28 protein-coding genes are annotated in these 25,778 nt (G+C 71.9%); 18 read left to right on the top strand and 10 right to left on the bottom strand.

Annotated elements, in window-relative coordinates:
• A partial coding sequence (locus ABZU69_RS31370; RefSeq protein ID WP_354967918.1) for a hypothetical protein occupies positions 1-329 on the bottom strand: 329 nt, incomplete at its 3' end.
• A 23-nt stretch (positions 330-352) separates the two neighbouring features.
• Between ABZU69_RS31370 and tnpA the strand changes: the two genes are divergently transcribed.
• Positions 353-715 carry an IS200/IS605 family transposase gene (gene tnpA, locus ABZU69_RS31375; RefSeq protein ID WP_354967919.1) on the top strand — a complete coding sequence of 121 codons (363 nt, stop codon included), beginning with the start codon at positions 353-355 and terminating at the stop codon, positions 713-715.
• 139 nt (positions 716-854) lie between these two features.
• Entirely contained in the window at positions 855-1,322 is a 468-nt protein-coding gene (locus ABZU69_RS31380; RefSeq protein ID WP_354967920.1) for a hypothetical protein, read from the top strand.
• A gap of 100 nt (positions 1,323-1,422) precedes the next feature.
• On the opposite strand, the gene ABZU69_RS31385 is transcribed toward ABZU69_RS31380, so the two are convergent.
• The gene (locus ABZU69_RS31385; protein ID WP_354967921.1) at positions 1,423-2,211 is read right to left on the bottom strand and encodes a D-Ala-D-Ala carboxypeptidase family metallohydrolase; all 789 of its coding nucleotides are present in this window, start codon (positions 2,209-2,211) and stop codon (positions 1,423-1,425) included.
• A gap of 304 nt (positions 2,212-2,515) precedes the next feature.
• On the opposite strand from ABZU69_RS31385, the gene ABZU69_RS31390 reads away from it, so the two are divergent.
• On the top strand, positions 2,516-3,151 hold the full coding sequence (locus ABZU69_RS31390) for a hypothetical protein (RefSeq protein WP_354967922.1): 636 nt from the start codon (positions 2,516-2,518) through the stop codon (positions 3,149-3,151).
• Between the two features lie 42 nt (positions 3,152-3,193).
• Positions 3,194-3,658 carry a PPOX class F420-dependent oxidoreductase gene (locus ABZU69_RS31395; protein WP_354967923.1) on the top strand — a complete coding sequence of 155 codons (465 nt, stop codon included), beginning with the start codon at positions 3,194-3,196 and terminating at the stop codon, positions 3,656-3,658.
• Between the two features lie 17 nt (positions 3,659-3,675).
• Here ABZU69_RS31395 and ABZU69_RS31400 read toward each other — a convergent pair whose 3' ends face one another.
• Positions 3,676-4,317: an NAD(P)H-binding protein gene (locus ABZU69_RS31400; protein WP_354967924.1), complete on the bottom strand. Its 642-nt coding sequence runs from the start codon at positions 4,315-4,317 to the stop codon at positions 3,676-3,678.
• 161 nt (positions 4,318-4,478) lie between these two features.
• Between ABZU69_RS31400 and ABZU69_RS31405 the strand changes: the two genes are divergently transcribed.
• Positions 4,479-5,537 (top strand): hypothetical protein, encoded by a 1,059-nt coding sequence (locus tag ABZU69_RS31405; RefSeq protein ID WP_354967925.1) that lies wholly within the window; start codon positions 4,479-4,481, stop codon positions 5,535-5,537.
• Positions 5,538-5,584: 47 nt separating this feature from the next.
• Here the strand turns inward: ABZU69_RS31405 and ABZU69_RS31410 are convergent, their stop codons facing one another.
• Positions 5,585-6,817, bottom strand: a complete 1,233-nt coding sequence (locus ABZU69_RS31410) for a serine hydrolase domain-containing protein (protein WP_354967926.1) — start codon at positions 6,815-6,817, stop codon at positions 5,585-5,587.
• A gap of 96 nt (positions 6,818-6,913) precedes the next feature.
• Between ABZU69_RS31410 and ABZU69_RS31415 the strand changes: the two genes are divergently transcribed.
• From ABZU69_RS31415 to ABZU69_RS31430, 4 genes are all read left to right on the top strand, one after another.
• Positions 6,914-7,507 carry a pentapeptide repeat-containing protein gene (locus ABZU69_RS31415; protein WP_354967927.1) on the top strand — a complete coding sequence of 198 codons (594 nt, stop codon included), beginning with the start codon at positions 6,914-6,916 and terminating at the stop codon, positions 7,505-7,507.
• 107 nt (positions 7,508-7,614) lie between these two features.
• On the top strand, positions 7,615-8,661 hold the full coding sequence (locus ABZU69_RS31420) for a hypothetical protein (protein ID WP_354967928.1): 1,047 nt from the start codon (positions 7,615-7,617) through the stop codon (positions 8,659-8,661).
• A gap of 90 nt (positions 8,662-8,751) precedes the next feature.
• Entirely contained in the window at positions 8,752-9,189 is a 438-nt protein-coding gene (locus ABZU69_RS31425; protein WP_354967929.1) for a nitroreductase family deazaflavin-dependent oxidoreductase, read from the top strand.
• A gap of 115 nt (positions 9,190-9,304) precedes the next feature.
• Positions 9,305-9,634 (top strand): hypothetical protein, encoded by a 330-nt coding sequence (locus ABZU69_RS31430; protein WP_354967930.1) that lies wholly within the window; start codon positions 9,305-9,307, stop codon positions 9,632-9,634.
• Positions 9,635-9,669: 35 nt separating this feature from the next.
• Here the strand turns inward: ABZU69_RS31430 and dacB are convergent, their stop codons facing one another.
• Positions 9,670-11,253 carry a D-alanyl-D-alanine carboxypeptidase/D-alanyl-D-alanine-endopeptidase gene (dacB, locus tag ABZU69_RS31435; RefSeq protein ID WP_354967931.1) on the bottom strand — a complete coding sequence of 528 codons (1,584 nt, stop codon included), beginning with the start codon at positions 11,251-11,253 and terminating at the stop codon, positions 9,670-9,672.
• A 67-nt stretch (positions 11,254-11,320) separates the two neighbouring features.
• Entirely contained in the window at positions 11,321-12,037 is a 717-nt protein-coding gene (locus ABZU69_RS31440; protein WP_354967932.1) for an aquaporin, read from the bottom strand.
• Between the two features lie 109 nt (positions 12,038-12,146).
• Between ABZU69_RS31440 and ABZU69_RS31445 the strand changes: the two genes are divergently transcribed.
• Both ABZU69_RS31445 and ABZU69_RS31450 read left to right on the top strand, forming a co-directional pair.
• Positions 12,147-13,220: an NAD(P)-binding domain-containing protein gene (locus ABZU69_RS31445; protein ID WP_354967933.1), complete on the top strand. Its 1,074-nt coding sequence runs from the start codon at positions 12,147-12,149 to the stop codon at positions 13,218-13,220.
• A 195-nt stretch (positions 13,221-13,415) separates the two neighbouring features.
• Positions 13,416-13,697, top strand: coding sequence for an adhesin (locus ABZU69_RS31450; RefSeq protein WP_354967934.1), 282 nt, complete (start codon positions 13,416-13,418; stop codon positions 13,695-13,697).
• Positions 13,698-13,703: 6 nt separating this feature from the next.
• On the opposite strand, the gene ABZU69_RS31455 is transcribed toward ABZU69_RS31450, so the two are convergent.
• Positions 13,704-14,804: a hypothetical protein gene (locus ABZU69_RS31455; protein ID WP_354967935.1), complete on the bottom strand. Its 1,101-nt coding sequence runs from the start codon at positions 14,802-14,804 to the stop codon at positions 13,704-13,706.
• 91 nt (positions 14,805-14,895) lie between these two features.
• On the opposite strand from ABZU69_RS31455, the gene ABZU69_RS31460 reads away from it, so the two are divergent.
• From ABZU69_RS31460 to ABZU69_RS31475, 4 genes are all read left to right on the top strand, one after another.
• Positions 14,896-15,789 carry a sulfotransferase domain-containing protein gene (locus ABZU69_RS31460; protein ID WP_354967936.1) on the top strand — a complete coding sequence of 298 codons (894 nt, stop codon included), beginning with the start codon at positions 14,896-14,898 and terminating at the stop codon, positions 15,787-15,789.
• Positions 15,790-16,054: 265 nt separating this feature from the next.
• Positions 16,055-16,447, top strand: coding sequence for a cupin domain-containing protein (locus ABZU69_RS31465; RefSeq protein WP_354967937.1), 393 nt, complete (start codon positions 16,055-16,057; stop codon positions 16,445-16,447).
• A 48-nt stretch (positions 16,448-16,495) separates the two neighbouring features.
• Positions 16,496-18,295, top strand: a complete 1,800-nt coding sequence (locus ABZU69_RS31470) for a glycoside hydrolase family 15 protein (protein WP_354967938.1) — start codon at positions 16,496-16,498, stop codon at positions 18,293-18,295.
• 257 nt (positions 18,296-18,552) lie between these two features.
• Positions 18,553-19,905, top strand: a complete 1,353-nt coding sequence (locus tag ABZU69_RS31475) for a pectate lyase (RefSeq protein ID WP_354967939.1) — start codon at positions 18,553-18,555, stop codon at positions 19,903-19,905.
• A 52-nt stretch (positions 19,906-19,957) separates the two neighbouring features.
• Here the strand turns inward: ABZU69_RS31475 and ABZU69_RS31480 are convergent, their stop codons facing one another.
• The gene (locus ABZU69_RS31480; protein WP_354967940.1) at positions 19,958-21,148 is read right to left on the bottom strand and encodes a threonine synthase; all 1,191 of its coding nucleotides are present in this window, start codon (positions 21,146-21,148) and stop codon (positions 19,958-19,960) included.
• A gap of 14 nt (positions 21,149-21,162) precedes the next feature.
• Positions 21,163-22,212, bottom strand: coding sequence for a DNA polymerase ligase N-terminal domain-containing protein (locus ABZU69_RS31485; protein WP_354967941.1), 1,050 nt, complete (start codon positions 22,210-22,212; stop codon positions 21,163-21,165).
• Positions 22,213-22,305: 93 nt separating this feature from the next.
• Here ABZU69_RS31485 and ABZU69_RS31490 point away from each other — a divergent pair, with 93 nt between their 5' ends.
• From ABZU69_RS31490 to ABZU69_RS31500, 3 genes are all read left to right on the top strand, one after another.
• Positions 22,306-23,091: an aldo/keto reductase gene (locus ABZU69_RS31490; protein WP_354967942.1), complete on the top strand. Its 786-nt coding sequence runs from the start codon at positions 22,306-22,308 to the stop codon at positions 23,089-23,091.
• Positions 23,092-23,218: 127 nt separating this feature from the next.
• Positions 23,219-23,371: a hypothetical protein gene (locus ABZU69_RS31495; protein ID WP_354967943.1), complete on the top strand. Its 153-nt coding sequence runs from the start codon at positions 23,219-23,221 to the stop codon at positions 23,369-23,371.
• Positions 23,371-24,336 (top strand): N-acetylmuramoyl-L-alanine amidase, encoded by a 966-nt coding sequence (locus ABZU69_RS31500; protein ID WP_354967944.1) that lies wholly within the window; start codon positions 23,371-23,373, stop codon positions 24,334-24,336. Before ABZU69_RS31495 ends, ABZU69_RS31500 begins: the two co-directional genes overlap by 1 nt.
• A 133-nt stretch (positions 24,337-24,469) precedes the next feature.
• Here ABZU69_RS31500 and ABZU69_RS31505 read toward each other — a convergent pair whose 3' ends face one another.
• Positions 24,470-25,594, bottom strand: a complete 1,125-nt coding sequence (locus ABZU69_RS31505; RefSeq protein ID WP_354967945.1) for a cellulose binding domain-containing protein — start codon at positions 25,592-25,594, stop codon at positions 24,470-24,472.
• Positions 25,595-25,778 lie beyond the last annotated feature (184 nt).

The following is a 25,778-nucleotide window of genomic DNA, read 5'->3' on the forward strand; positions in this document are numbered from 1 at the left end:
TCCTCGGAGCAGCGTGTCTCGATCATCAGGTGGGTCAGGGCGCCGTCGATGTACAGCACCGCCTGGTCGGCCGTGCCGAGGTCCGGGGCGTCGTAGCCGAGCCGCGCCAGTTCCGCGTCCAGCTGTGCGGCCCGCGCCTCGCTGGCCTGCTGCACGCTGGCCGCGTGGCGGCGTCGCGCTTCGGTCAGCCAGTCCGGCCTGCTCTCACGCGGCGACCGCACGTCCCGTTGGGTCCAGGGGCGGTCGAGTTTCGGCAGGTCCGCGTAGTCGATGCCGAGGACCTTGGCCGCCCCTCTCGGCTTCACGACCTTGTCCAGTTTTGCAGGCATGCCCACACCGTCTCATCTTATCTATGTCACCACGATGGACTCCGGACCCGCATAGTCGCAGAGGTAGAAGCGTTGTCTACAGCCTGCACGTACATCTTGTCTTCGTCACCACGTATCGGCGGGACGTCCTCAACGACGCGATGCTCACCGACGACCACGTCCACCTGCTCGTGCCCTACCCGCCCAAGCTGCCGATCTCCACACTGGTCAACCGACTCAAGGGCGTCTCGGCGCACTACCTGCGCAAGGAGTTCACCGGCCGGATCAACCGGCACATCATGCATGGGCACCTGTGGTCCCCTTCGTACTTCGCCGCGTCCTGCGGCGGCGCCCCACTGGAAGTGATCAAGGACTACATCAAGGGGCAGAAACGTCCCGGTCCGTAACGCGATTCCTCCCGGCCCTGAAGGGCCGGGATTCCTCGCTAGTCCAGTTGAACTTTCGTCCGGTGTGGGCCGTACCACTGCCCGAGGATGTCGATGCGGCTGGTCCGCCGTATCGCTGCCGAACTGCGGGAGGCCTGCCGTGCGAGTTGGTGAGCAGTCGACGGATCCCATCGATCAGGTACTGGGGGAGGTGCCGCTGCCGGCACCGCTGACCCCCGAGGATGTCCGGCTCGCGGTCCGGGCGGTGGTGGTGCACACCGCCGAGGAGTGGCCCACCGGGCCACTGTGCCGTAACGACGGCGCCTCCTACCCCTGCCGGTTGCACCGCTGGGGGCGGCGGGTGCTCGAGACACACGGGCTCAACGAGCGACAGATCGAGGCGTTGATCCGGCACGGCAACCCCTTCGTGCACGTGCCCTTCCCGTTCACCGCGACCGGGCCGTCCTCCGCCCGTCCCGCCGGCTACTCGGCCCAGGCCGCGCGTACCAACGGGCTGACGGCGCGACACCCGGCCGCGCGGGTCGTCCCACCCGGGGTACGACCCACCGCTCCCGGCCGGCCGGTGACTCCCCCCGTCACCGCGCCGCGCTGGCCCCGGGCGAGCTGAAGCGGCGCTACCCCTCGCCCGCCAGACCCGGGGCGACACGATGCCGGCCCGACGCGGAGGTTCCCCACCCGCGCCGGGCCGGCGTCGTGCTGTCCGAGCCTCAGTCGTTGCCGGCCCCGATCCCGCAGTCCGGCGCGGACCAGCTCGTCGTGTTCGAGCTGTTGTCGCTGTTGTTCTCCCGCCGCGAGTCGACGTGCACGTGGTCGTCGTGGTCGGGGTAGCCCGGCCCGTAGAGTCCGCTGAAGCCGTTGTTGCGCGCGCCGCGGGCGACCTGGCACAGCGACGACGTCCGCGAGGTGATGTCGGCCGCGTTGCCGTACAGGTGCTGGCTGTCCGATGCGCCGCCGACCTGGTTGTTGCAGCTCCGGCTGCGGAAGCCGCCCGAGACGTAGAGCGGCTTGTCGCCCAGGCCCTTGCGCAGCGCCTCCAGCTTCCACATGGTGCGCAGCGCGTTCTGCTTGGTCTGGCTCGCCGACAGCGGACCGCCGCTCCACCCGCTCCCGCCGCACCCGTTGTCCAGTTCGTTGTAGCTGAAGTGCGCGGGCGTGCAGTCGTTGTCCTGGAGCTGGTACAGCTTGGCGTAGGTCTGCGGTCCGGCGATCCCGTCGGCGCGCAGCCCGTACGCCTGTTGGAACCGCTTGACCGCCGCGGCGGTCTTCGGTCCGTAGATGCCGTCGTTCTCGACGATGTCCCGGGACCCGGCCCAACCGGCCACCCGGATCTGCAACTGGCGGACGTCGCTGCCCGAGCGGCCCTGGGACAGCGTGCGGTCCCAGGTGTAGCAGCCGTCGGCGTGGGCCGCGGGCGCGGCGACCACCGAGGCGATCGCGGCCCCGGGCAGCGCCAGGGCGAATGCGACGGCAGCTCGCTTCAAGGTGTTTACGCGCACAGAAGTCCTCCCGATAGGAGAGCGAATGGGGTGGTTTCAGGACATCGACCGAGACATCCCGTGATTTCCACCCTCGCACTGATCAGTGCGGTTGGCGGCAATTAACGAGAATTGTCCTCACGATTGGCCTTGCCTGGGTATCGGCTGGGATTTCGACTGATTTGCGAAACAGCCATTCACTCCCGATCACCCCGCCAAAGGGCAACCACACCGAACGTCGCAATCAATCGCACCGAGGGTGATGTTCCTCGGCCATTGGCGGCCGGTAACGTCAGCCTCGGGCGGCGGACTGGCGGAGGTGCACGTGGCACGCGGTGGCGTCTTCTGTGTCGAGGGCCAGTGGCACCGAGACCTCAACGAGCGGGGTTCCGTGCTGCCCACCCTCGAGTTGCTGGAACGGCTCGGCAAGATCCGGTTCATCCACAAGGACGCGGCCACCCGCGACGAGCTCTTCTACTTCCTGGACCGCTGGCTGCTCAAGCAGTACGCCGACCACCGGGTCGCCTTCTTCGCCATGCACGGTGAGCCGAGCCGTCTCTGCCTCACCGACTGGCAGTCCGTGGAGTTGAACGAGGTGGCCGAGTTGATGGCCGGCCGCTGCGAGGGGCGCCGGCTCTATTTCGGCAGTTGCTCGGTGCTGCGCGCCTCGGACGCGGTGCTGCGCGAGTTCCTCGAAGTCACCGGAGCCGCCCTGATCTGCGGTTTCACCCGGGAAGTCGACTGGGTCGAATCGGCCGCTTTCGAAACCGTGCTGCTCGACGTGCTGGCCAACGGTCAGCGGCACAATGCCGCCGAACTGCGGATGGGCTCGGCGCACTGGGCGCCGCTCGCCTCGTACCTCGGTTTCCGGGTGATCTACGCAAACGGCCGGGCCTGGCGTCCGGCCGGTCGCCCCCGGGTGCCGGCCCAGGCGGCGCACCGCGCGGCCCGGCCCAGCTGACCCGCCGTCGCCGCGTCGCGATCGCCCTGGTAGGAACGGATGATGGCGCCCAGCATCGCGAAGAACACCCGGGTCGACCGGGACACCCTGCTCGACTTCCTCCGGCCGCGACACCGCGTCGTGCTGATGACCACCCGGGCGGACGGCCGCCCCCAGTCCTCTCCGGTCTCCGCGGGCGTGGACGGCCAGGGCCGGCTGGTCGTCTCCACCTACCCGGAGCGAGCTAAGGTCACCAACATCCGCCGCGACCCGCGGGTCTCGGCCTGCGTGCTGTCCGACGACTGGAACGGGCCCTGGGTGCAGCTCGACGGCACCGCCGAGGTGCTGGACCTGCCGGAGGCGCTGGAGCCGCTGGTCGAGTACTTCCGCAGCATCTCCGGCGAGCACCCGGACTGGAACGACTACCGGGCGGCGATGGTGCGCCAGGGCAAGTCGCTGATCCGGGTCACCATCGACTCCTGGGGCCCGATCGCCACCGGCGGCTTCCCCGCCCGGCTCGCCGACTGACGGTTGGCGGGTGGTGTTCAGTACGCGGCGGTGAAGCGGGCGTTCTGGTGCCGCGGCTGCTCGATCTCGTCGACGATCGCCACCGCCAGGTCCTCGTACGTCAGCACCGAACGGCCCTGGTCGTCGGTGACCGGCTGGTCGGTGCCGGTGCGGTAGTGCCCGGTGCGCTCGCCGGGGTGGAACTCCAGCGGGGGCGGCGAGACGTACGTCCAGCTCACCCCATCGGCGGCGGTGCGGTAGTAGTCGAGGGCGTCGGCCTGGCCCAGCGCCGAGTCCCGATACTGCGCCGGGAAGTCCGGCTCGTCCGCGATGCGGGTGCCACGTGGGGTGAGCAGGGTCGACCCGCCGCCCAGGTGGATGATCCGCGGCGCAGCCGGCATCCCGCGCAGCGTTGTCACCAGGTTCTCCGCCGCGTTCCGCCACAGCTCGCGTTCGCCGCCGCCGATGGCCACGACCAGCGCGTCCACGTCCGGTGCCAGCTCCCGCACACTCCGCTCGCTGGTCGCGTCGCCGGTGACCGTCCGTACCCCCGCCGGCAGGTACGAGGTGGCCTCCGGGCGGCGGACGGCGGCGATCACCCGGTGCCCCCGGTCGACCGCCTCGGCGGTGATCCGCGACCCGGCGGTGCCGCCCGCGCCAAACACGACGATGGTGCTCACGATCGCCTCCCACCCGAACCTGGACCCGTCTTCAGGCTAGGGAGCGGCCGCCCGGGAGGTGCCGTAACGACGAACCCGGCCGTACGTTCGGGTGACTCGAAGGCTCGCATAGATCGAATACGGTGAGTCGCGCGAGATCCATTGAACCCAACGGGGGAGTCATGAGGCATCTCTCTGCCCGACGTCGGCTGCTCTCCTGGGCGGCGCCGGTCACGCTCGCGCTCACCGCTCTCGGACCCGCGTTCCCGGCGCACGCCGCCGCAGCCGGCACCCCGACTCCGGCCGTCGTCGGCCCGGTCGACAAGGACCTCAACGGCGACGGCGTACCCGACCTGGTGACCGTCGGCGGCACCGCCGGCCTTGGCTCCGGTGTCTGGACGGCGCGGGGCCGGGTCAACGCGACCACCGGCGCGGGCACCGGCCGCGTGAAGGTCCCGGCCGTGAACATCGGGGTGTACGGCAACGGGGTTTACGGCACAGACAACCCGCCGTCGGAGTTCGACGGCGCCCAGGTGATCACCGGCCGCTTTTTCGGCACTGCGAACCAGGACTTCCTCGCCTACTACCCGAGTGGCATCAACACCGGGGGCGGCAGCTTCATCGCGGGCGTCGGCGACGGCACGATGGTCAATCCCTATGGTGGCGGCGGCCAGGTGAGCCTCATGTCCGAATTCCTTGCCGACGAGTACGGTAACTTCCCGATCCAGCTCGTCAACGGGTACACGGCAGACGACGTGGACACCGCCATCCCGGACCTGATCGGCATCGTGGGCGACGAGACCAACGGATACCGCGTCAACTACTACCCGAACATCGGGGCACCCGGCCTCTACTTCCCCCGTCTGCCGCTCAACAACGCCACCCCGACCGGCGGCAGCGACTGGCAGAACTGGACCCTGGCCAGCACCGAGCTGGCGTCGGGGGCGGCGCTGGTGTTGCGTAACGCCACCAGCGGTGACCTCTACCTCTGGCAGGGCGTCACGATGACCGACAACGGCGACGGGACCGGCACGCTCGCCTACACCCAGTACCAGCTCGCCTCCGGCTGGAACACCGGCGTCGCGATCAGCGGCCTCACCGCCGCCGACTTGAACGCCGACGGCGTGGCCGACCTGTGGGCCGTGTTCCCGGACGGGACCGTGCGCGCGTACCTGATCTTGAAGCTGTCCGCGACCGGTACGGCGAAGGTGCGCGCGATCCAGGCGCAGCAGCTCGGCTGAGCCACGGCACCGGGGGCCCGTCGTGGCAGACGGGCCCCCGGTACCGGTCAGTCGACCAGGGCGGCGTAGACGAGCTGGCGCAGCTGGGAGCGCAGCGGGTACGTGCTCGACGGCATCAACTGGGTGAAGAGAAGCGCGGTGATCTCCTCGGCCGGGTCCACCCAGAACGCGGTGCTGGCCACCCCACCCCAGTAGTACTCGCCGACGCTGCTCGGCACCCGGCTGGGAATCGGGTCGTCGACGACCGCGAAGCCGAGGCCGAAGCCGATCCCGTCCAGGGTGGTCTCGGCGAAGCCGCCGGTGGACAGGGTGCCCAGGTCCTGACCCTCTGGCAGGTGGTTGCGGGTCATGAAGCGCACCGTGCGCGGCCCGAGCAGGCGTACCCCGTCCAGCTCGCCGCCGCGCAGCAGCAGCTGTGTGAAGCGGTGGTAGTCGGCGGCGCTGGAGATCAGGCCGCCGCCACCGGAGAACAGGGCGGGCTTGCGGTAGGCCAGCGAGCCGAGGCTGTCGTAGCGGACCGCCCGGCCGCTGCGCGGCTCGGGGACGTAGAGCGCGGCCAGGCGTTCGGCCTCGTCGCCCTCGACCCACCATCGGCTGTCGGTCATGCCCAGCGGGCCGAAGATCCGGTCGGCGAAGAACGCGTCGAGGCTCTGCCCGGACACCACCTCGACCAGTCGGCCGAGCACGTCGGTGGCGACCGAGTAGCCCCAGGCGGTGCCCGGCTGGAACAGCAGCGGCAGCTCGCCGAAGGCCGCGCAGGCGCCGGCCAGGTCGACGTCCGCCGGCGGGTACAGGTCGTAGCCGGCCGCCCGGTAGAGCCCGTCGACCACGGAGGTCTGCATGAAGCCGTACGTCAGACCGGCGGTGTGGGTGAGCAGGTGCCAGACCCGGATCGGCTCGATCGCCGGCACGGTGTACGGCTTGAGCGTCGACCCCTTCGAGTAGACCCGCAGGTCGGCGAACTCCGGCAGCCAGCGGCTGATCTCGTCGGTCAGCTCGAAGCGGCCCTCCTCCCACAGCATCATCGCCGCGACCGAGGTGACCGGCTTGGTCATCGAGTAGATCCGCCAGAGCGTGTCGGCCTCGACCGGAGCGCCCGACTCCCGGTCCCGCAGCCCGTACGTCGAGGAGTGCGCCACCTCGCCGCGGCGGGTGACCACCACCTGCCAGCCGGCCAGCCGGCCGTCGTCGACGTACCGGCCGAAGTGCTCGTCGATCCGGGCCAGCCGCGCCGGGTCGAAGCCGATCTGATCCGGGTCCTTGCTCCGCGCCACACTCACGCCGCCGAACCTACTAGCCGGTACGCCGGTACCGGAAGGGGCTGCCACCGACCGACCGGCCGGCCGGCTGTCGGCGGCCGGCACTAGCCTGGCCGAATGCCGGAGCTGACCGAGGACGTGACCTTCCGCCACGAGGACTGGTACGGCGAGGAGCTGACCGACCGGCACTTCGTGGGCTGCGAGTTCTTCCACGTGGACCTGACCGAGGCGGTGAGTCGCGGCGCGGTGTTCACCGGCTGCACGTTCGGCAACGTGCTGTTCAACGCCTCCCGGCACGTCGACTCCGCCTTCACCCGCTGCGTCTTCAAGCGGTGCAACTTCTTCGAGGTCGAGTTCACCGGCTGCAAGCTGGTCGGCAGCACCTTCACCCAGTGCGACCTGCGCCCGTTGACGGTGGCCGGCGGCGACTGGTCGTTCGTCGCGCTGCCCGGCGCGGACCTGCGCGGCGTCCGTCTGACCGACGTGCGGATGCGCGAGGTCGACCTGACCGGCGCCAACCTCACCGGCGCCACCGTGACCGGCGTCGACCTCTCCGGCGCGCAGCTGCACAGCTCCCGGCTCGGCGACGCCGACCTGCGCGGCAGCGACCTGACCGCGCTGGACCCGACGGTCGTCGAGCGGGCCGGTGCCATCGTCGACGCCGAGCAGGCCGTGGTCATCGCGCAGGCGCTCGGCTTCCGGATCGGCTGACGCGAGGGCGGTCAGGATCGACCGGAGTCCCGGCCGGCTGCCCGATACCGTCCGGTTCCGGACTGGACACGCCCGCCCGTCCGGATCTAGCGTGTCGTCCACGCCGGATGCGAGCGCAAAACGGCCCACAGTGGACGGTGCGATCCGCGACGCTGGATGGCGGCCGGGCGGTGGAGGTGGAGGGGTCGGTGGCGGACGAAGACCGCACGCGGGCGGATTCGGGGGCCGGTGACGAGCCGTCCGACCGACCAGCGAGGCACCGGCCGCGCGCCGGCATCACCGGGCATGCCCGCAGCACACTGCGCCGACTCACCAGTGACCGGAAGCGGCGGCGCTGGGCGGTGCAGGGGCTCGCCGTGCTCGTCTGCCTGGTGGGGCTCGTCTTGTACCTCGGCACCCGGTCCGGCCCGGAGTCCGGCGACGATCAGGCGGGCCGCCCGGGCGGCGTGCCCGCCGGGGCCACCCGCCCCACCGGCTTCCGGGGCGCGGAGGGTCGCACCCTCGAGGCCGGGCCGGCGACGCCCAATCTGCGTCCTCGGCAGCGTCCGCCCTCGCCCGACCCGACGCCGTCGGTCAGCGCGCCGGCCCCGCCGCCGCCGTCCCCGTCAGCGCCGGTGCTGTCGGTGAGCCGGGCGGAGGTGCCCGCCGAGGTCGACCTCACCGCCGTGGGCACCCGGGACTGGATGCACTGGGGCCTGCACGGCGGCAAGTCGACGGTCCGTAAGCGCGCCGGCTCCGGAGAGATCATCGACGGGGGTGGCGTCGGCACCCGGGTCGGCTGGGACGGCAACCAGGAGGTTGTCAGCTGGCGGGACGGCACGTCGGAGCGTTCGGTGAGCGGCAGCCCGAACGGCGTCTACACCTGCGGCGCCGGCAACGGGTTCAGCCTCGCCGTCGCCGGCAGCGGCGAGCCGCGTGTCGTCCAGCTCTACGCCGGGACCTGGATGGCCCGGGGCCGGCTGGAGGCCCGGCTGTCCACCGGCGGCCCGGTCAGCACCGCGCGGCTGGAGGACCCGTACACCAGCCAGAGCGCCCAGTTCACCATCCGGTTCAAGCTGCCGAAGGGCGCCCGGCTGCTGCTGACCTGGACCGTCGAGAAGGCCTTCACCGAGCACTGCGGCAACGTCGGCCTCCAGGCCGTGGCGGTGCGCTGACCGCCGGCTGTCGCCACGGTGTTCGGGCTGCCCGCCACGGATGGCGGCAGTAGCCTGGGCGCGAGGGCCACCGATCCGTGAGGAGTGCCGATGACGTCCAGCGAGCAGGTGGTGGACAGCCCCAGTGGCTGGGTCGCCGAGCACATCCGGCGGTACGTCGAGACCGGCGGCGCCGAGGGGCACGAGTGGCGGCCCGGGGTCTACACGCTCCTGCTGACCACCCGGGGCCGGCACAGCGGCAAGCGGCGCCGCACCGCCCTGATCTACGGGCGGGACGGCGACGACCACCTGGTGGTCGGCTCGCAGGGCGGCGCCCCGAAGCACCCGGCCTGGGTCCTCAACCTGCTGGCCGAGCCGCAGGTCGAAGTGCAGGTCGGCCCGGAGACGTTCACCGCGCGGGCGCGCATCGCGACGCCCGAGGAGAAGCCGCGGATGTGGGCCACGATGACCGCCATCTGGCCGGCGTACGACGACTACCAGGCCCGGACCGACCGGGAGATCCCGGTGGTGGTGCTGGAACGGTTCTGACCTGGCGTCCGTCATGCCGCGCCGGACGGCGGGACAGTTTGTCCGTCGCACGTGGTCGAGGGCGACGTAACTTTCTGCCGTCTCCGTCCCACCGTCCAGTGTGGAGGCACCGCAGATGAGCAGCAGTACCGCCCACCGTGTCCGTCCGGCCGTTTCGTCCGGTGCCGGTGAAGCCCCGGGGGAGGTGCTCCGCGACATCCCCCTGCCGCCATACGTGACGGGGGAGGACACCCAGTTCGCGGTGCGGGCGGTGGTGGTGCACGCGCCCCGCCGGTGGTCCGGCGGCATGGTCTGCCGTAACGACGCCAGCCCGCACCCACGCCGGCTGCACCGCTGGGGCACCCGGGTGCTGGCGCTGCGCGGGCTGCGGGCCGCCGAGATCGCCGCGCTCATCGAGCGGGGTGACCCGACCGCGGTGGTTCCCCCACCGGACCGCCCGGCCTGATCCGGCCGGGGGCGCGGGGCGCCCCCGGCCGTCGGTCAGCAGGTGATCGGCTTGACCCAGGAGCATTCCACGCCCTCCGGGGTCCGTGGCGTCTCCGGCACCGCCGGCGGTGCAATCCGTGCCGTGGCCGCGCCGTCCTCGCGGTAACCGGCCAACGCCACGGCGATCTGGTCCTCCAGCGGCTTCACGGACGCGGTGAGGTAGTTGTTCAGCAGGATGGAGAACGCCAGCAGCCGGCCGTCGGCGCTGGTGACATAGCCGGACAACCCGGAGACCCCGGTCAGGCTGCCGGTCTTGGCGTGCACGTTGCCCGCCGCCGGGGTGCCGGCCATCCGGCTGCGCAGCGTGCCGCCGACGAACCGGTCGGGTTGCCCGGCGATCGGCAGGGCCGCGTACCAGGTGGCGAACCAGGGTTCGGCCCGGACGGCGGCCAGCAGGTCGACGAACTCCGTGGCCGGAACGAGGTTGCGCCGGGACAGCCCGGAGCCGTCGCGCTGGCGCAGCGTGCCGGTGTCCATCCCGGTGTCGGCGACGTACTCGCTGATCGCGGTCAGCCCGGCCAACCAGGTGCCGGAGCCGGAGAGCACCCGGCCGATCTCCTTGGTCAACACCTCGGCGTGCCCATTGTTGGAGAGCTTGAGGAACGGCGTCATCAGCTCACCCAGACTCATCGAGTCGTGCCGGGCCACCGGATGCGCGGCCTCCGGGGTGGGCTGACCGAGCACGGTTCGACCGAGCACCCGGACGCCGTGCCGGTGCAGTGCCGCCCGGAACACGTCGGCCGCGTAGCCGGTGGGCTCCCAGACCGTCACCCAGTCGCTGGCCGGCTCGTCGCCGACCGCGATCTGCCCGCTCACCACGATCGTGTTGCCGCCGTGCTCGCGTTCGATCGAGATCGAGGTCTCACCACCGGCGACCGTCTCGGCGCGGTTGTCGATCCGGACGTACCCGGTGGGTGGGGTGGTGTTGACAACCGGCGGGGCGCCGGCCCGGTCAGCCGGGGCGGCGTGCACGATCACGGTGCCCGCGTCGTAGTCGGTGTCCGGCGCGACGGTCAGCGCGGAGACCTGGGCGGCGTAGTAGTAGGGCTCGTCGTCCCAGGTCCAGTCGGGGCCGAGCCGGGTGCGGTCGTACCGGGTGTCGTCGGCGATCAGGTTGCCGGTCACCACCCGGACACCGTCGGCCGCGACCTGTGCGGCGAGCGCGTCGTAGTCGGCCGCGAGCATGGTCGGGTCGCCGCCGCCCCGCAGGTAGAGGTTGCCCGAGAGCAGCCCGCCTCGGCGCTTGCCGGTGGTGCGTACGTCGGTGCCGAAGCGGTGACCCGGGCCGAGCAGTTCCAGGGCGGCCGTGGAGGTCAGCAGCTTGGTGTTGGAGGCCGGGATCAGCCGCCGGTCCCCGTTGCGGTCGTAAAGGGTCTGCCCCGTGCCGGTGTCGACCACGACCACCGACGCCTGCGCGCCGGTCAGCCGCTGGTCGGCGAGGATCGTGTCGATGGCCGCGCGCAGGCGGGTCGTCGCGGGGGTGGGCGACTCGGCGGTGGCGACGGGCGCGCCGGCGGTGGCCGCGGTGGCGACCAGCGCGACCAGCGCGAGGAGCCGGGGAAAGAGACGGCGATGCATGCGCTGATGCTGCCACGAAGGTATTCGCCGGAGAAGGGTCTCGGGCGAAGGATATTGCCAAACCCCGTTACGTCGGTCGGCCGACCGACCTGTCGTGCCCGCCCCAGTAGTGTCGTTGCGCCCCCATGACCAGCGGTGCCACCAGCGCGGCGAGGGCCCCGCCGAGCAGCGGGAAGACGATGAACAGCCAGAGCTGCCGCAGTGCCACTCCGCCCTCGAAGACGGCCGGGCCGAAGGCGCGGGCCGGGTTGACGGCGGCGCCGTCCAACGTCACGCCGACCAGCTGGGTCACGGCCAGGGCCAGCCCGATCGCCACGCCGGCGGTGCCCGGATTCTCGCTGCGACTGGTCACCACCAGGACGACCAGCACGAAGAGGAAGGTCAGCACGATCTCCAGCACGGCCGCGCCGCCCCGGTTGATGTTCGCGCCGTACCCGTTCGAGCCCAGCGCCCCGGTCTGGTCCACCACGTCGCCCCAGCGGGTCAGCGCCCAGAGCAGGAAGCCGGCCACGGTCGCGCCGGCGAACTGCGCGATCCAGTAGGCCACCGCACCGATCACCGAGATCTTCCCGGAGAGCAGCACACCGAGCGTCACCGCCGGGTTGACGTGGCTGCCGGAGAGCGGGCCGATCGTGTAGACCAGAGCCAGCATGACGAACCCGAAGGCCAGGGCGACGACCACCACCCCGCCCTGGACGCGCGCCGCGACGGCGCTGCCCACCCCGAAGAAGACCAGCAGAAACGTGCCGAGGAATTCGGCGGCCGCACGACGGGCATCTTCCATTTCGTCAGCGTAAGGACAATTCGGGCGACCCGGTGCTCGAATCATGGTCTGTGATCGGTGCGACGGCCAGGGCGGGCAGAGCCACGCCGCGTTCGGCGTTGTACCTCGCGTGGACACCCACTCCGTCGACGTCGTGGTGATCGGGGCCGGCCAGGCCGGCCTGAGCGCCGGCTACCACCTGCGCCGCACCGGCTTCGCCCCCGGCAGCGGCTTCGTCATCCTCGACGGTGACGACGGCCCCGGCGGAGCCTGGCAGCACCGCTGGCCGACCCTGCTGCTGGACCGGGTGCACGGCATTCACGACCTGCCCGGGCGGCCCTTCCCGCCCGGCGACCCGCAACGGCCGGCCGCCGAGCAGGTCAGCGCCTACTTCGCGGGGTACGAGCGAGCCTTCGAACTGCCGGTGCGGCGGCCGGTGCGGGTCCGCGCGGTGCACTCCCGTCCGGACGGACGGCTGGACGTACGCACCGACGGCGACCAGTGGACCACCCGCGCCCTGATCAACGCGACCGGCACCTGGACCCGGCCGTTCTGGCCGTACTACCCGGGTCGGTCCTCATTCCGCGGCCGGCAGCTGCACACCGCCGACTACCGGGGCCCGGACGAGTTCACCGGCCGCCGGGTGGTGGTGGTCGGCGGCGGCACCTCCGCGGTGCAACTGCTCGCCGAGGTCTCCACCGTCGCGGCCGCCACCACCTGGGTGACCCGCCGGCCACCCCTGTTCCGCGACGAGGAGTTCGACACCGAGCTGGGCCGGGCCGCGGTGGCCCGGGTGGACGCGGCGGTACGGGCCGGGCGCCCACCGGGCAGCGTGGTGGGCGTGACCGGGCTGCCGGTCACCCCGGAGATACGACGGCTGCGCGAGCGAGGCGTCCTCGACCGGCTACCCGTCTTCGACCGGATCACGCCCGACGGGGTGGCCTGGGCGGACGGACGGTTCGTGCCGGCGGACATGATTCTCTGGTGCACCGGCTTTCGCGCCGCGCTCGACCACCTGGCCCCGCTGGGGCTGCGCGGGCCGGGCGGCGGTATCACGATGGACGGCACCCGCGTGGTCGCCGACGAGCGGATCCACCTGGTCGGGTACGGCCCGTCCGCGAGCACGATCGGAGCGAACCGGGCCGGCCGCGCGGCGGTCAACGAGATCCGTGCGTTGCTCGCCCCGGCCCACGCTCTCGACTGATCCGCCTCTATTTGACGGATCGCCCGGCAGCGGGCAACGTAGGCGGTGACGGGGCCCGTCAGCTGCCCCGACGCGATGCGACGGCGACGACCGTTCGCCCCTCCTGTCGCCTCCCACGTGTGCTCGTACGCGGACCGATTGTCCGGTCTGTGCGGTAACCGACCGCGAGCCGAGAATCCACGAGGAGTTCCGCCAATGCTCACCATGACCGACAATGCCGTGCTCGTCATCCGTGACCTCGCCAACCAACAGGACGTCGGCGAGGACGGTGGGGTGCGTATCGCCGCCGACGCCGACGCCGGATCGCTCACCGTGGAACTGGTGCCCGAGCCGGTGCAGGGCGACCACGTGGTCGACAACCAGGGCGCCCGGATCTTCCTCGACGAGGACGCCGTCGAACTGCTCGGCGACGCCTCGGTGGACGCCACCGTCGACGACGAGGGCATCATCCAGTTCGGGTTCACCGAGAAGGCCTAGCAGGGCTCAGCCGGCACGGCGGGTCGCACCGCCGCGCGACTGCCGCGGCGACCGCCCCCGCTGCGGCGGCTCCGGCCCGGGATGCCACCCCGGGTCGGCGTCGGCGCGTGGGTGCAGCAGCGCGGTCAGCACATGCGCCAGGTGGTGCGACGTGCTCCAGGCCGCCCAGTTGGCGGCCGAGCCGGCGCCGGCGCCCCTTCGGGCCCGGCGCAGCAGCTCATGGTCACCCCAGGAGAAGGCCGCGCCGGTGCGCGGCCAGTGCGGCGCCGAGACCAACGTGCGGCACAGGTCAGCGAACCGGTCGTCGCCCCGCCCGCCCCGCCGGGACCAGCGGTAGACCCACCAACCGCCGTCGGCCGTGTATCGCACGGTGGGCAACCGGTCACCCGGTTCACCGGTGCCGGGTACGGCCGGGCCGACGCCGTAGTCGCCGTAGTCGACCCCGGCGTCGGCCAGCCGCTGCCAGAGCTGCCAGTCCCAGCGGTCCAGCCGGACCGGCTCGTCGGTGGGCAGCCGGGACAGCGTCGGCGGCATTCCGCCGGCCGCCACCGTCACCGACCGCCAGGCGTGCCGACGGGCCCAGTCCAGCAGCCGGCGTACCCGGGGCTCGGCCAGCCGCACGTCCGCCGGGCAGCACACGTCGCCCGCGTCCACCAGCAGGTCGCACTCCTCCGGCGCCAGGCCGGTGAACCGCCAGATCCGCTCGACGGCGGCGGTGTCCTCGTCCGGCCCGGCCCGGTCCTGACCGGCCCGCAGCCGGACCAGCGCCCGCCGGGCGTACGCCCGGGCCGCCGTGCCGTGCGCGACCAGGCGCCGGTCGCTCTCCGCGAGCCCGATCACGGGCACCAGCGGTACGCCCCAACGGGCCAGCTCCGCGTCCGGCGCGTCGGGCAGGGTACTGACGTCGACGGCTGGCAGCAGCCCGACCGGCAGCCGGCGCAGTACGTCCATCGTGGTGCGGTCGACCGCGCCGACCTCCAGGATCGGGGCGAGCATCGGGGCGGCCGCCGGGTCGAGATGACTCAAGGCGTCCAGCTCGCCGCGACGGCTGGCGAGGATGGGGCGGTAGACCGGTTCCGCCGCCCGGCCCCCGTGGGCGGGCACCATACTTCAATCTAGCCAGGCATAGGCATATGTCCCAGCTCGTCGAGCCGGAATTCGGCTGTCCGGCTGTCGGCTCGGCGACTACGCTCGCCCGATGCTCGCGCCAGCTCACCGCTACCGGTCCGACGACGAGGACAGCGCCCGCTGGGCCGGCTTCCCGTTCCGGGACGGCGACATCGTGATCAGCACCCGATCCAAGAGTGGCACCACCTGGATGCAGATGATCTGCGCGCTGCTGGTGCTGGGCACCCCGGAGCTGCCGGCGCCGCTGACCGAGCTGTCACCGTGGCTGGACTGGCTGGTCGAGCCGCAGGACGCGGTGTACCGCCGGTTGGCCGCCCAGCCGCATCGGCGGTTCATCAAGACGCACACGCCGCTGGACGGTCTGCCGCTCGACCCCCGGGTGCACTACGTGGTGGTGGCCCGGCACCCGCTGGACATGGCGGTCTCCCTGTACCACCAGGCCGGCAATCTGGACCGGGTGCGGCTCAGCCAGCTGACCGGCCAGACCGTCCCGGCGGGGCCGCCGCGAGCACGGACGCCGGTGGGGCAGTGGCTGTCGAGCTGGGTCGACCGGGAGGCGGACCCGCGCGCCGAGCTGGACTCGCTGCCCGGGGTGCTCCTGCACCTGAGCGACGCCTGGTCGCGCCGGCACGAGCCGAACGTCGAGCTGGTGCACTACGACGACCTGCGGGCCGACCTGGGCGGCCAGATGCGCCGGCTCGCCGACCGGTGGGGCCTCGCGGTGTCACCCGAGCACTGGCCCGACCTGGTCGAGGCGGCGACCTTCGGCCGGATGCGGGAGCGCGCCGACCGGCTCGCACCGGACACGCTCGGTGTGCTGCGCGACCGCCGGGCCTTCTTCCGTCATGGCGGATCGGGACAGGGACGGGACCTGTTGGACGCGCCCGCGCTGGCCCGCTACCGGGCGCGAACGGCGGCGCTCGCGCCACCCGACCTGCTCACCTGGCTGCACCACGACGGCTGACCGGCCGGCGTGGCACGACGCAGGGGTGCGCAGACGAGCGCACGGCGCCGCTTCGACCGTGGTCGGAACGTCGCCGCGCTCTGGCCGTCTCCCACCACCGCAGCCGTTCGGCGGTACGCCGGCAGGGACCTGGCTCGACCGGCCGCCCGCGCCGGTCAGACATGTCGATCCCCGGCCGGCGTGGATCCAAACCTGCCAACCGTGGGGAATTCCACCATCTGCGAGTCCCGGCGTGGCTCGGCGCCGAACGGGGTATGAGCCCGACATGGAGCATTTCACGATCGCGACCGTCGCCGAGAAGAGCCCGGACTTCCGACGGGTGCTGTGGACCGGACAGCACACCCAGTTGGTCATCATGACCATCCCGCCGGGCGGGGAAATCGGCGAGGAGGTGCACGAGGACATCGACCAGATCCTGACCTTCGTCAGCGGCACCGGCGAGGCGCGGGTCGCCGGCGAGAAGCGGGAGGTCGTCTCCGGCGACCTGGTCGTGGTGCCGGCCGGCACCAGGCACAACTTCGTCAACACCGGGCCCAACCCGTTGGTGCTCTACACCGTCTACGGCCCGCCGGAGCACGCCGACCAGGCCGTGCACCGGACCAAGGAGGAGGCGGACGCGGCCGAGGAGGCCGGCGAGGACGAGCCACCCACCGCGTGACGCGGCCGACGGCGGTCTGATCCGGGCCGATCGGGGTACCCGCGACGGGTGGAGCAGCAGCCGGCGATCTCCGACTACGGATTCCTGTCCGACTCCCGCTCCGGCGCGCTGGTGAGCAAGCACGGGTCGATCGACTGGTGGTGTCCGCCCCGGTTCGACGGCGCCTCCGTGTTCGGGCGGTTGCTCGACCCGCGCGCCGGGCACTTCCGGTTGGCGCCGGTGGGCGTGGGCGGGCAGGGATACCGGGTGGAGCGCTCGTACCGGCCGGACACGCTGGTGTTGCGCACGGTGCACCACACCCCTAACGGCAGCGTGGCGGTCACCGACGCGCTCGCCGCCGAGTTCGGCGCCCGTGCGCACGAACTCGGCCAGAACTCACCCGCCGTGCTGATCCGGGTGATCGAGGGGCTGTCGGGGCGCGTCCGGATGGCGTTGGACTTCGCACCCCGTCCGGAGTACGGCCTGCTCACCCCGTACCTGCACGAGCAGCCGGACGGCACGGTCGTGGCCGGGGCGGGCCCGGTGACACTGTTGCTGCGCTCCGCGGAGCTGCCGCTACGGGCCGGCCGGGACCGGGTGACCCACGAGTTCGAGGTCTCCGCCGGCCAGGTGATCGGGATGGACGTGGCGTACGGCGCCACGTACGGCGACCCGCCGGTCCGGCTGGACCCGGTGGCCGCACTCGCCGACACGGTACGGGCGTGGGAGGCGTACCGGGAGCCGCACCAGTATCCGGGCCGGTACCCCGAGCTGGTCCGGCCCAGCGCGACCGTGCTGACCGGTCTCACGTACTCCCGCAGTGGCGCGATCACCGCCGCGCTGACCACGTCCCTGCCGGAGCAGATCGGCGGTGACCGCAACTACGACTACCGCTTCGCCTGGCTGCGCGACTTCTCGATGACCATGCGGGCGCTCTGGGTGGCGGCCTGCCCCCACGAGGCGTCCCAGCTGTTCGCCTGGGTGTCCCGCTCGATCGGCCGGATCGGCGACGAGCCGGTGCCGGTGCTGTTCGGGCTGGAGGGGGAGCGTGACCTCACCGAGCACGACTGCCCGCAGCTGGCCGGCTACGCCGGCAGCCGGCCGGTCCGGATCGGCAACGACGCCTGGCGGCAGCGACAGCTGGACGTGCCGGGGGAGGTGATGTCGGCGGTCTGGCGGCTGCGCGACTACCTGGGCGGGACGTTCGACGGGGAGCTGCGGGAGATGGTGCTCGGGCTGACCGAGCAGGTGGCGAGCACCTGGCATCTGCCGGACCGGGGCATGTGGGAGGCCCGCGACGGGGACCAGCACTACCTCTCCTCGAAGGTGCTCTGCTGGATGACCATGGACCGGGCGGTGCGGCTCGCCGACCGGCTGGGCGAGCGGGCCGCCCCGGACCGCTGGGCCAGGATCCGCGACGAGATCCGCGACGAGGTGCTCCGGCGGGGCTGGAACGAGCGGATCGGCGCGTTCACCGGCGCGTTCGGCTCGGCCGAGCTGGACGCATCGGCGCTCTTCCTGCCGGTGGTGCACTTCCTGCCGGCCACTGATCGGCGGATGCGCTCCACCATCGAGGTGGTGGAGCGGGAGCTGGGCACCGACGACGGTTTGGTACGCCGCTGGTCGACCGACCCGGCCGGCTTCGTGCTCTGCTCGTTCTGGCTGGTGGAGTGCCTGATGCTGGCGGGCGAGCGGCGCCGGGCCGAGGAGCTGTTCGAGCGGGTGGTCGGGCGAGCCAACGACGTGGGCCTGTTCAGCGAGCAGATCGACCTGGTCACCGGTGCGCAGCTCGGCAACACCCCGCAGGCGCTGTCGCACATCGGCCTGATCAACGCGGCCTGGCGGCTGACCGATCCGTACAGCTTCTGACCGGTCGACCGCCCCGCCTTCCGGTGAATCCTGCAACAGACCTGCAAGCGCAAGGCATTGACGTTGATGCGTACGCGGTCCTAGCCTCGAAGATGCGGGAAAGCCCTTTCCCACGGCTTTGATCCCGCTTCACCCCGCTCCGGACACCGGGCATCCGACGGGGCGCACCGATCCCAGGCCATGGCGTCACGCCGTGCCGGCACGTCCCCGTACGGACGGCCGCGGGATCGCCACCACACGCGTCAAGGAGGACAGCTGTGCAGAAGAGACGACTCCCCGGCCGACGACCATTGCTGCTCGCGGTGGGCGCCGGCGCGACCGTGGCCGCCCTCGCGGCCGGCATGACCTCGGCCTTCGCGGCCACCGTCTTCACCGACGACTTCAACGACGGCAACACCACCGGGTGGTCCAAGTCCGGCGGCACCTGGACCGTCGACGGCTCGGGCGTGCTCAACCAGTCCAACGCCGGCAGCTCGCTGGCCCGGCAGTTCGCCGGCCAGACCAGCTGGACCGACTACTCGGTGCAGGCCCGGGTCCGGCCGGCCAGCTTCGGCTCGTCCAGCGCCCTGGTCGGGCTCGCGGCCCGGTCCAGCAGCAGCACCAAGATGTACCGGCTGGCCCTGCTCGGCTCCGGACGGGCCGAACTCCAGGCCGTCAACGGCAGCGCCATCACCTCGATCGGCTCCGCGTCGCTGGGCATCGGCACCGGCAACTGGTACACCCTGCGCATCGAGGCCAGCGGCAGCACCATCCGCGGCTTCGTCAACGGCACCCAGATCGCCGCCGGCAGCAACAGCCTGGTCGGCGCCGGCCGGATCGGCCTGGTCACCGCGTACGCCAGCGGCGGCTTCGACGACGTCATCGTGGACGCGTCCGGCGGTGGCACCCCGCCCCCGACGACCCCGCCGCCCACCACGCCGGGCCCGACCAACCCGCCGCCCGCGGGCTGGCCGACGCCCACCGGGAACCAGAAGGTGGACGCGACGATCCCGGTCTCGGGCACCTTCGACGGCGGGCTCAGGCGCTACTACGGCATCGGCGACGGCGGCCAGAGCGAGAGCCAGGACCCGATGTTCGAGCTGGCCGCCGGTGCCACCCTGCGCAACGTCATCATCGGCGCGCCCGCCGGTGACGGCGTGCACTGCGAGGGCAACTGCACCCTGATCAACGTCTGGTGGGAGGACGTGGGCGAGGACGCGGCCACCTTCCGCGGTGGCACCACGTACACGGTCGACGGCGGCGGCGCCCGCTCGGCCAGCGACAAGGTCTTCCAGCACAACGGCTCCGGCACCGTCACCATCAGGAACTTCCGGGTGGAGAACGCCGGCAAGCTCTACCGGGCCTGCGGCAACTGCTCCACCTCGTACCAGCGGCACGTGGTGATCGACAACGTGATCGTCCGCGACACCGACGCGATCGCCGGCATCAACACCAACTGGGGCGACACCGCCCGGTTCAGCCGGATCACCATCGTCGGCGACCCGGACCGGGACACCTCGATCTGCGTCAAGTACCGGGGCGTGCCGAAGGGCAGCGAGCCCGTCCAGATCGGGGAGGGCGCCGACGGCGTCAACTGCCTCTACGCACCGTCCGACATCACCTACCAGTAGGCCGGCACCGCGGCACCCCGCGGACCGCACGGTCCGCGGGGCGCCCGCCGGCTCAGGCCAGCACGGGTACGCCGGAGACGTCGACGGTCTCCGGATACTTCAGCCCGGCGCCGGTGTTGAGCACCACCACCCGCTCACCGGCCCGGATCCAACCGCCCGCGCGCAACTGTCGTGCCGCGGTCAGGCAGGCGGCCCCCTCCGGGCAGAGCAGCAGCCCCTCCCGGGTGGCGAAGGCCCGCAGGTCGGCCAGGATGTCCGCGTCGTCGACGGCCACGGCCGTGCCGGCGGAGTCCCGCAGCGCCGCCAGGATCAGCTCGTCGCCGAGCGGCGCCGGCACGGTGATGCCGAACGCGACGGTGTGGGCGCCGGCCCACGGCCGGGCCCGATCCTCGCCGGCGGCGAAGGCCCGCACGATCGGCGCGCAGCCGGTCGACTGCACCGCCACCAGCCGGGGCAGCTTGTCGCCGATCCAGCCCAGCTCGCGCAGCTCGTGCAACGCCTTGTGGATGCCGATCAGCCCGACACCGCCGCCCGTCGGGTAGATGATCACGTCGGGCGTCTGCCAGCCGAGCTGCTCGACGATCTCGTACCCCATCGTCTTCTTGCCCTCCAGCCGGTAGGGCTCGCGCAGCGTGCCGGCGTCGAAGATCGCCCCGGCGGACTCCGCGACCAACTCGGCCACCCGCCGGCTCGCGTCGCTGATCAGCCCGTCGATCAGGCGCAGGTCGGCGCCGGCCGCCACGCACTCACGCCGGCAGATGCTCGGCGCCGGCAACGGCATGACGATGGTGGCTCCCATCCCGGCCCGCGCCGCGTACGTCGCCCAGGCCGAGCCGGCGTTGCCGTTGGTGGGCATGGCGATCCGCTCGACGCCCAGCTCGCGGGCCCGGCTCACGCCGACCGCGGCGCCGCGCGCCTTGAACGAGCCGGTCGGCATCAGCCCCTCGTCCTTGACCATCAGGTCCTCGATGCCGATCTCGGCTCCGTACGCCGGGGCGCGTAGCAGTGGCGTCCAACCCTCGCCGAGCGTGGTGACGTGTCGAGGGTCGGCGACCGGCAGCAGCTCCCGGTAGCGCCACAGGTCGGCCGGGCGCAGCGGGAAGCGCTCCGGGGTGACCGCCTTTGCCACCGCCGCGAGGTCGTAGCGGGCCAGCAGCGGGGAGCCGCACTCGCACAGGTTCTGCAACCGGTCGGCGGCGTACTCCCGGCCGCAGCGTGGGCAGTCCAGGTGGGTCAGGTACACGTCGCTCCTCGCCGTCAGACCGCGTCGATGCTGAGCCAGCGCCCGCTGCGCTTCCCCGGCTCGTAGACCGAGTCCAGCCGCTTGGCGACCACGCCGGGCAGGCCCTGCTCACGCCCGGTGCGCAGGGCCTCGTCGCCGGCGCCGGGGAACCACGGCGGAGTCTGCCAGTGCGTACCGGTCAGCGCCAGCCCGTCGAGCAGTTCCCGGCGTTGCGCGTACGGCAGGTCCACGCTGCTCACGCCCTCCAGCCAGAGCAGGTCGACCAGGAGGTACTGGGCGCCCGCCGGGACCCTGCCGCCGCTGGCCGCGCCTGCCGGGCGCACCCGGCCGGCGCCGTCGATGCGCACCAGCACACCGTCCAGCACCGCCTCGGTCGGGGCCAGCGCCTCGGCCAGCGCGCGCAGCCACGGGTATCCGCCGGTGATCTCCTCGTCGGTCTCCGAGAGCAGCCGCAGCCGCCCACCGGAGACGTACGCCATCGCCCGAACCCCGTCCCAGCGCAGCTCGTAGCCCCACCCGGCGACGTCCCGGGGGAGCCCGGCGGCGGGCGTGGCGTGCATCGGGCGGACCAGCTCGGGCATCGGCGTCCAGCCGGGCGGGGCCGGGTCGGTACGCCGGACCATCCAGTCCCGGCCGCCGGTGGGGAAGAGCACGTACCGCCCGGCGGTCCGCTCCCCGGCGAGGGTCACGATCACCTCGTCGTCGCGCCACTTCTCCGAGCGGTAGGTGCCGCGGTCGTGGATGACCATCCGGCCGCCGCCGTACTCGCCGGCTGGGATCTCGCCGTGGAAGTCGAGGTACTCCATCGGGTGGTCCTCGGTGTGCACGGCGAGGTGGTTGTGGCCGGGGTCGCGGGGCAGGCCGCGCGGCACCGCCCAGGACGCCAGCACCCCCTCGTGCTCCAGGCGCAGGTCCCAGTGCAGGCTGCGGGCGTGGTGCTGCTGGATGACGAAGCGGGCGGCGCCGTCGCCGGGGCCGGCCGCCGTCGGGCTCCGCGCCGGCACCGGCTCGGGTGTGCGGGCCGCGTCCCGCCGACGCCGGTACTCCTCCAGCCGGTCGGTCACACCCGCATTCTCCGGCAAACCGGACCGTCCCGCTGGACACCTGAGTGTCCGGTTCGCTCGCCGGCCGGGCGTCGGGCGGGTAGAACGGTCCATATGGACAACACGGACCAGCCCACCGTCCTGCTCCCCGGTGACGTGCGGATGCCCCTGCTCGGGTTCGGCACCTGGAAGGCCACCGGCCAGGCCGGTTACGACGCGGTGCTGGCCGCGCTCGACACCGGCTACCGGCACCTCGACACCGCCACCCTGTACGGCAACGAGCGGGAGGTCGGCCGGGCGGTCCAGGAGAGCGGGATGCGCCGCGAGGACATCTTCATCACCACCAAGGTCCCGCCGGACCGGGTAGGCCGGGAGCGGGAGACGCTGGAGGCCAGTCTGGAGGCGCTCGGCGTCGACCAGGTGGATCTCTGGTTGATCCACTGGCCGCCGTCCGCCACCGACAGCATCCCGATGTGGCGGGAGTTGCTGGCCGCCCGGGACGAGAACCTGGCCCGGGCGGTGGGGGTCAGCAACTACAGCACGGCGGAGATGGACGAGCTGATCCAGTCGACCGAGGAGAATCCGGCGGTCAACCAGATTCGGTGGGGCCCGATGCTGTACGACCGGCAGCGGCACGCCGAGCACCGGGACCGGGGAGTGGTGCTGGAGGGGTACAGCGCGTTCAAGACGACCGACCTGAGCAATCCGGTACTCACCGGGATCGCCGGCGCGCACAGCGTCTCGCCGGCGCAGGTGGTGCTGCGCTGGCACATCGACCACGAGATCGTGGTGATCCCGAAGTCGGTGACCCCGGAGCGGATCAGCGCCAACTTCGACGTCTTCCACTTCTCGTTGACGGCGGAGGAGATGCGCGAGATCGACGCGCTCGGCAACGCCTGATTCTGCCAAATTCCTTCAGTGAACGGCGCGTGTGTGAAGGGTATCGACATCGACGCTCATGACGGTATAGCGTGCCCGTCATCACGTTCGTCGATGCGTTCGAACCCGCCGTCGCTGGAGGATCGCCATGGCCCGGTCACCATCCATCCGTCTGCGCCGCCGAGGGATGCTCGCCATCCCCGCCCTGGTGGCCGCCGCGCTGACCACCGTCGCCCGGCCCGCCCCGGCGAGCGCCGCGCCGAAGGCCGAGTGCCTGGCCGACCTGCTCGGGGGCTCCTGATGGCCACCATTCCCTGGCTGGTCGACGTGCTGCGCGCCGCCGGGGTCCAGGTCGTCGTCGAGGGGGACTGGCTCAACCGGATGCGGCCCGGCTCCTTCGACCCGATCGGGGTGCTCTGGCACCACACGGCCTCGACCTCCAGCGCCAGCAACCCGCACCCGGCGCTCGGCATCTGCATCAACGGCCGACCGGACCTGGCCGGCCCGCTCTGCCAGGCGCTGGTCGACTACAACGGGGTATTCCACGTCATCTCGGCCGGCCGGTGCAACCACGCCGGGGTCAGCGGTGGCAGCGGACCGATCCCGTCGGGAGACGGCAACACGCTCATGATCGGGTGGGAGATCGACTACAACGGCGTCAACCAGGAGATGACCGCCGCGCAGTACAACGCGTCGATCGCCGCCACCGCCGCTGTGCTCACCCGGCTGGGCAGGGACAGCAGCTACGCCCGAGGGCACCGGGAGACCAGCACCAGCGGCAAGATCGACCCGTCCTTCATCGACCTGAACGTGATGCGGTCCGACGTGGCCGCCAGGATGGCCGGCGGCGGCACCGCGTGGTCCTCCACCGTGGACAACACCACCGCCGGCCGCTTCACCGCCAGCGCCAACTGGGGTGTGTCCTCGTACTCCGGCCAGCGGTACGGCGCCGACTACCGGTACGCGGACCCGGTCGCGGCCAGCGACGTCGCGTGGTACCGGTTCGCCGTCCCGGCCACCGCCAGTTACCGCGTCGAGGCCTGGTGGCCCGCGAACGCCGGCTACAACAGCGCCGCGCCGTACATCGTCGCCACCACCACCGGCAACCAGACGGTCCGCGTCGACCAGCGGATCACCGGCGGGCAGTGGCGGATCCTCGGCACGTTCACCCTGCCGGCCGGTGACGCCAACCGGGTGGGCGTGAGCCGGTGGAGCAACGGCACCGGCCTGGTCATCGCCGACGCCGTCCGCCTCACCCGGGTCTGACCCGCACTGCCAGATCGACTCGATTTCCAAGAATTCGGGGTATCCCAGGTGCGAGGACGCCCCGACTTCAAGGAACCCGAGTGGACATCACCGGTGGGGCGTGACCGGATGGCCACGCCCCACCGTTGGCCGGTCAGGTGCGGGCGCAGGTCGCCCCGTTAAGCGAGAAGCTCGTCGGTGACGAGTACGCCCCGCTCACCGTCCCCTGGTACCCGAAGCTCGCGGTACCCCCGGGTGGAACGGAACCGTTGTGGCCGACGTTCCGGGCGGTCACCGCGGACCCGCTCTGGCTCACCGTGGCGTTCCAGGCGTTGGTGACCTGCTGCCCGCTGGGCAGGTTGTAGGTCAGCGTCCAGCCGTTCAGCGCGCTGGACCCGGTGTTGGTGATCTGCACGTCGGCGGTGAAGCCGTTGTTCCACGAGTTCGGCGTGTACTTCACCGCGCAACCCGCGCCACCCGGCGGCGGCGTGGTGGGCGGTGGGGTGGTGGGCGGCGTGCCGCCACCGTTGACGGCGGCCGAGAACGAGGTCACCGCGAGGCCGACGCCGCCCTGCCAGGGCTCGAAGCCGGCCTGGATGCTGGTCAGGTACCAGCTGTTGGTGATCGCACCCCGGTTGCGGACGTCGTTGATGAAGTCCAGCACGCTGAAGTTCAGGCTGGAGATCGCCGACGGCGCGACGTACGAGATGACGTTGTTGGAACCGTTGCTGCCCCGCCAGACCTCCCACGTCCGGCCGGCCAGGGTGGCCGTGCCGACCGGTGAACCGATGGGCTGGATCGAGCCCTGCCGGTTGAGCCAGATCATGATCTCCATCTGGTTCACCCCGTCTCGCTTGGGCGACGGGTCCAGCCAGATGTCGTACGAGGCGTTGTAGGTGGCGCCACTGACGTACCGGTAGTTGATGCTGCTGGTGGCGCTGCTGATCTGGCTCACCTGGATCGGCAGGTTCGTGCCGGGAGAGCAGTTGGTGTAGTGGCAACCGAAGAACACCGAGGGGTACGCCGTCGGCGCGCCGTTGGTGGGGCTGCTGCCGTTGAGGGTGGTGATTTCGAAGCCGGTGCTGGTGACATTGATGCACTGCTGGGCGCTGGTGCCCCAGCGGTTGTTCTGCACCACGTACCGGCTCTGGATCACGGTGGAGCCGTACTGTTCGCAGATCTGGGTGTCGGCGGAGGCGTTGCCGCCGAAGGTCACGGCAACGAGTGAGCTGGCGAGTAGCAGCCCGGCGGCGACTAGGGCCCGAAGTGGACGTTTCATGACGCTCCTTGACTGCGGCGCGTGCCGGGCGCCGGACGGGTCGGGGCGAAGACGGGAGCGCTCCCACGCTCAATGACACATTTACATGCCTGAAACTCTGGCGCAACCGTACGCGTCAAACTGGTGAATTGTGAGGATTGCCACGCCCGCGCCGGACGGCCGTCGGCGGACATCCAGCTAACCG

The sequence above is a fragment of the Micromonospora sp. NPDC005206 genome (genome assembly GCF_040608175.1).
Taxonomy (GTDB): Bacteria; Actinomycetota; Actinomycetes; order Mycobacteriales; family Micromonosporaceae; genus Micromonospora.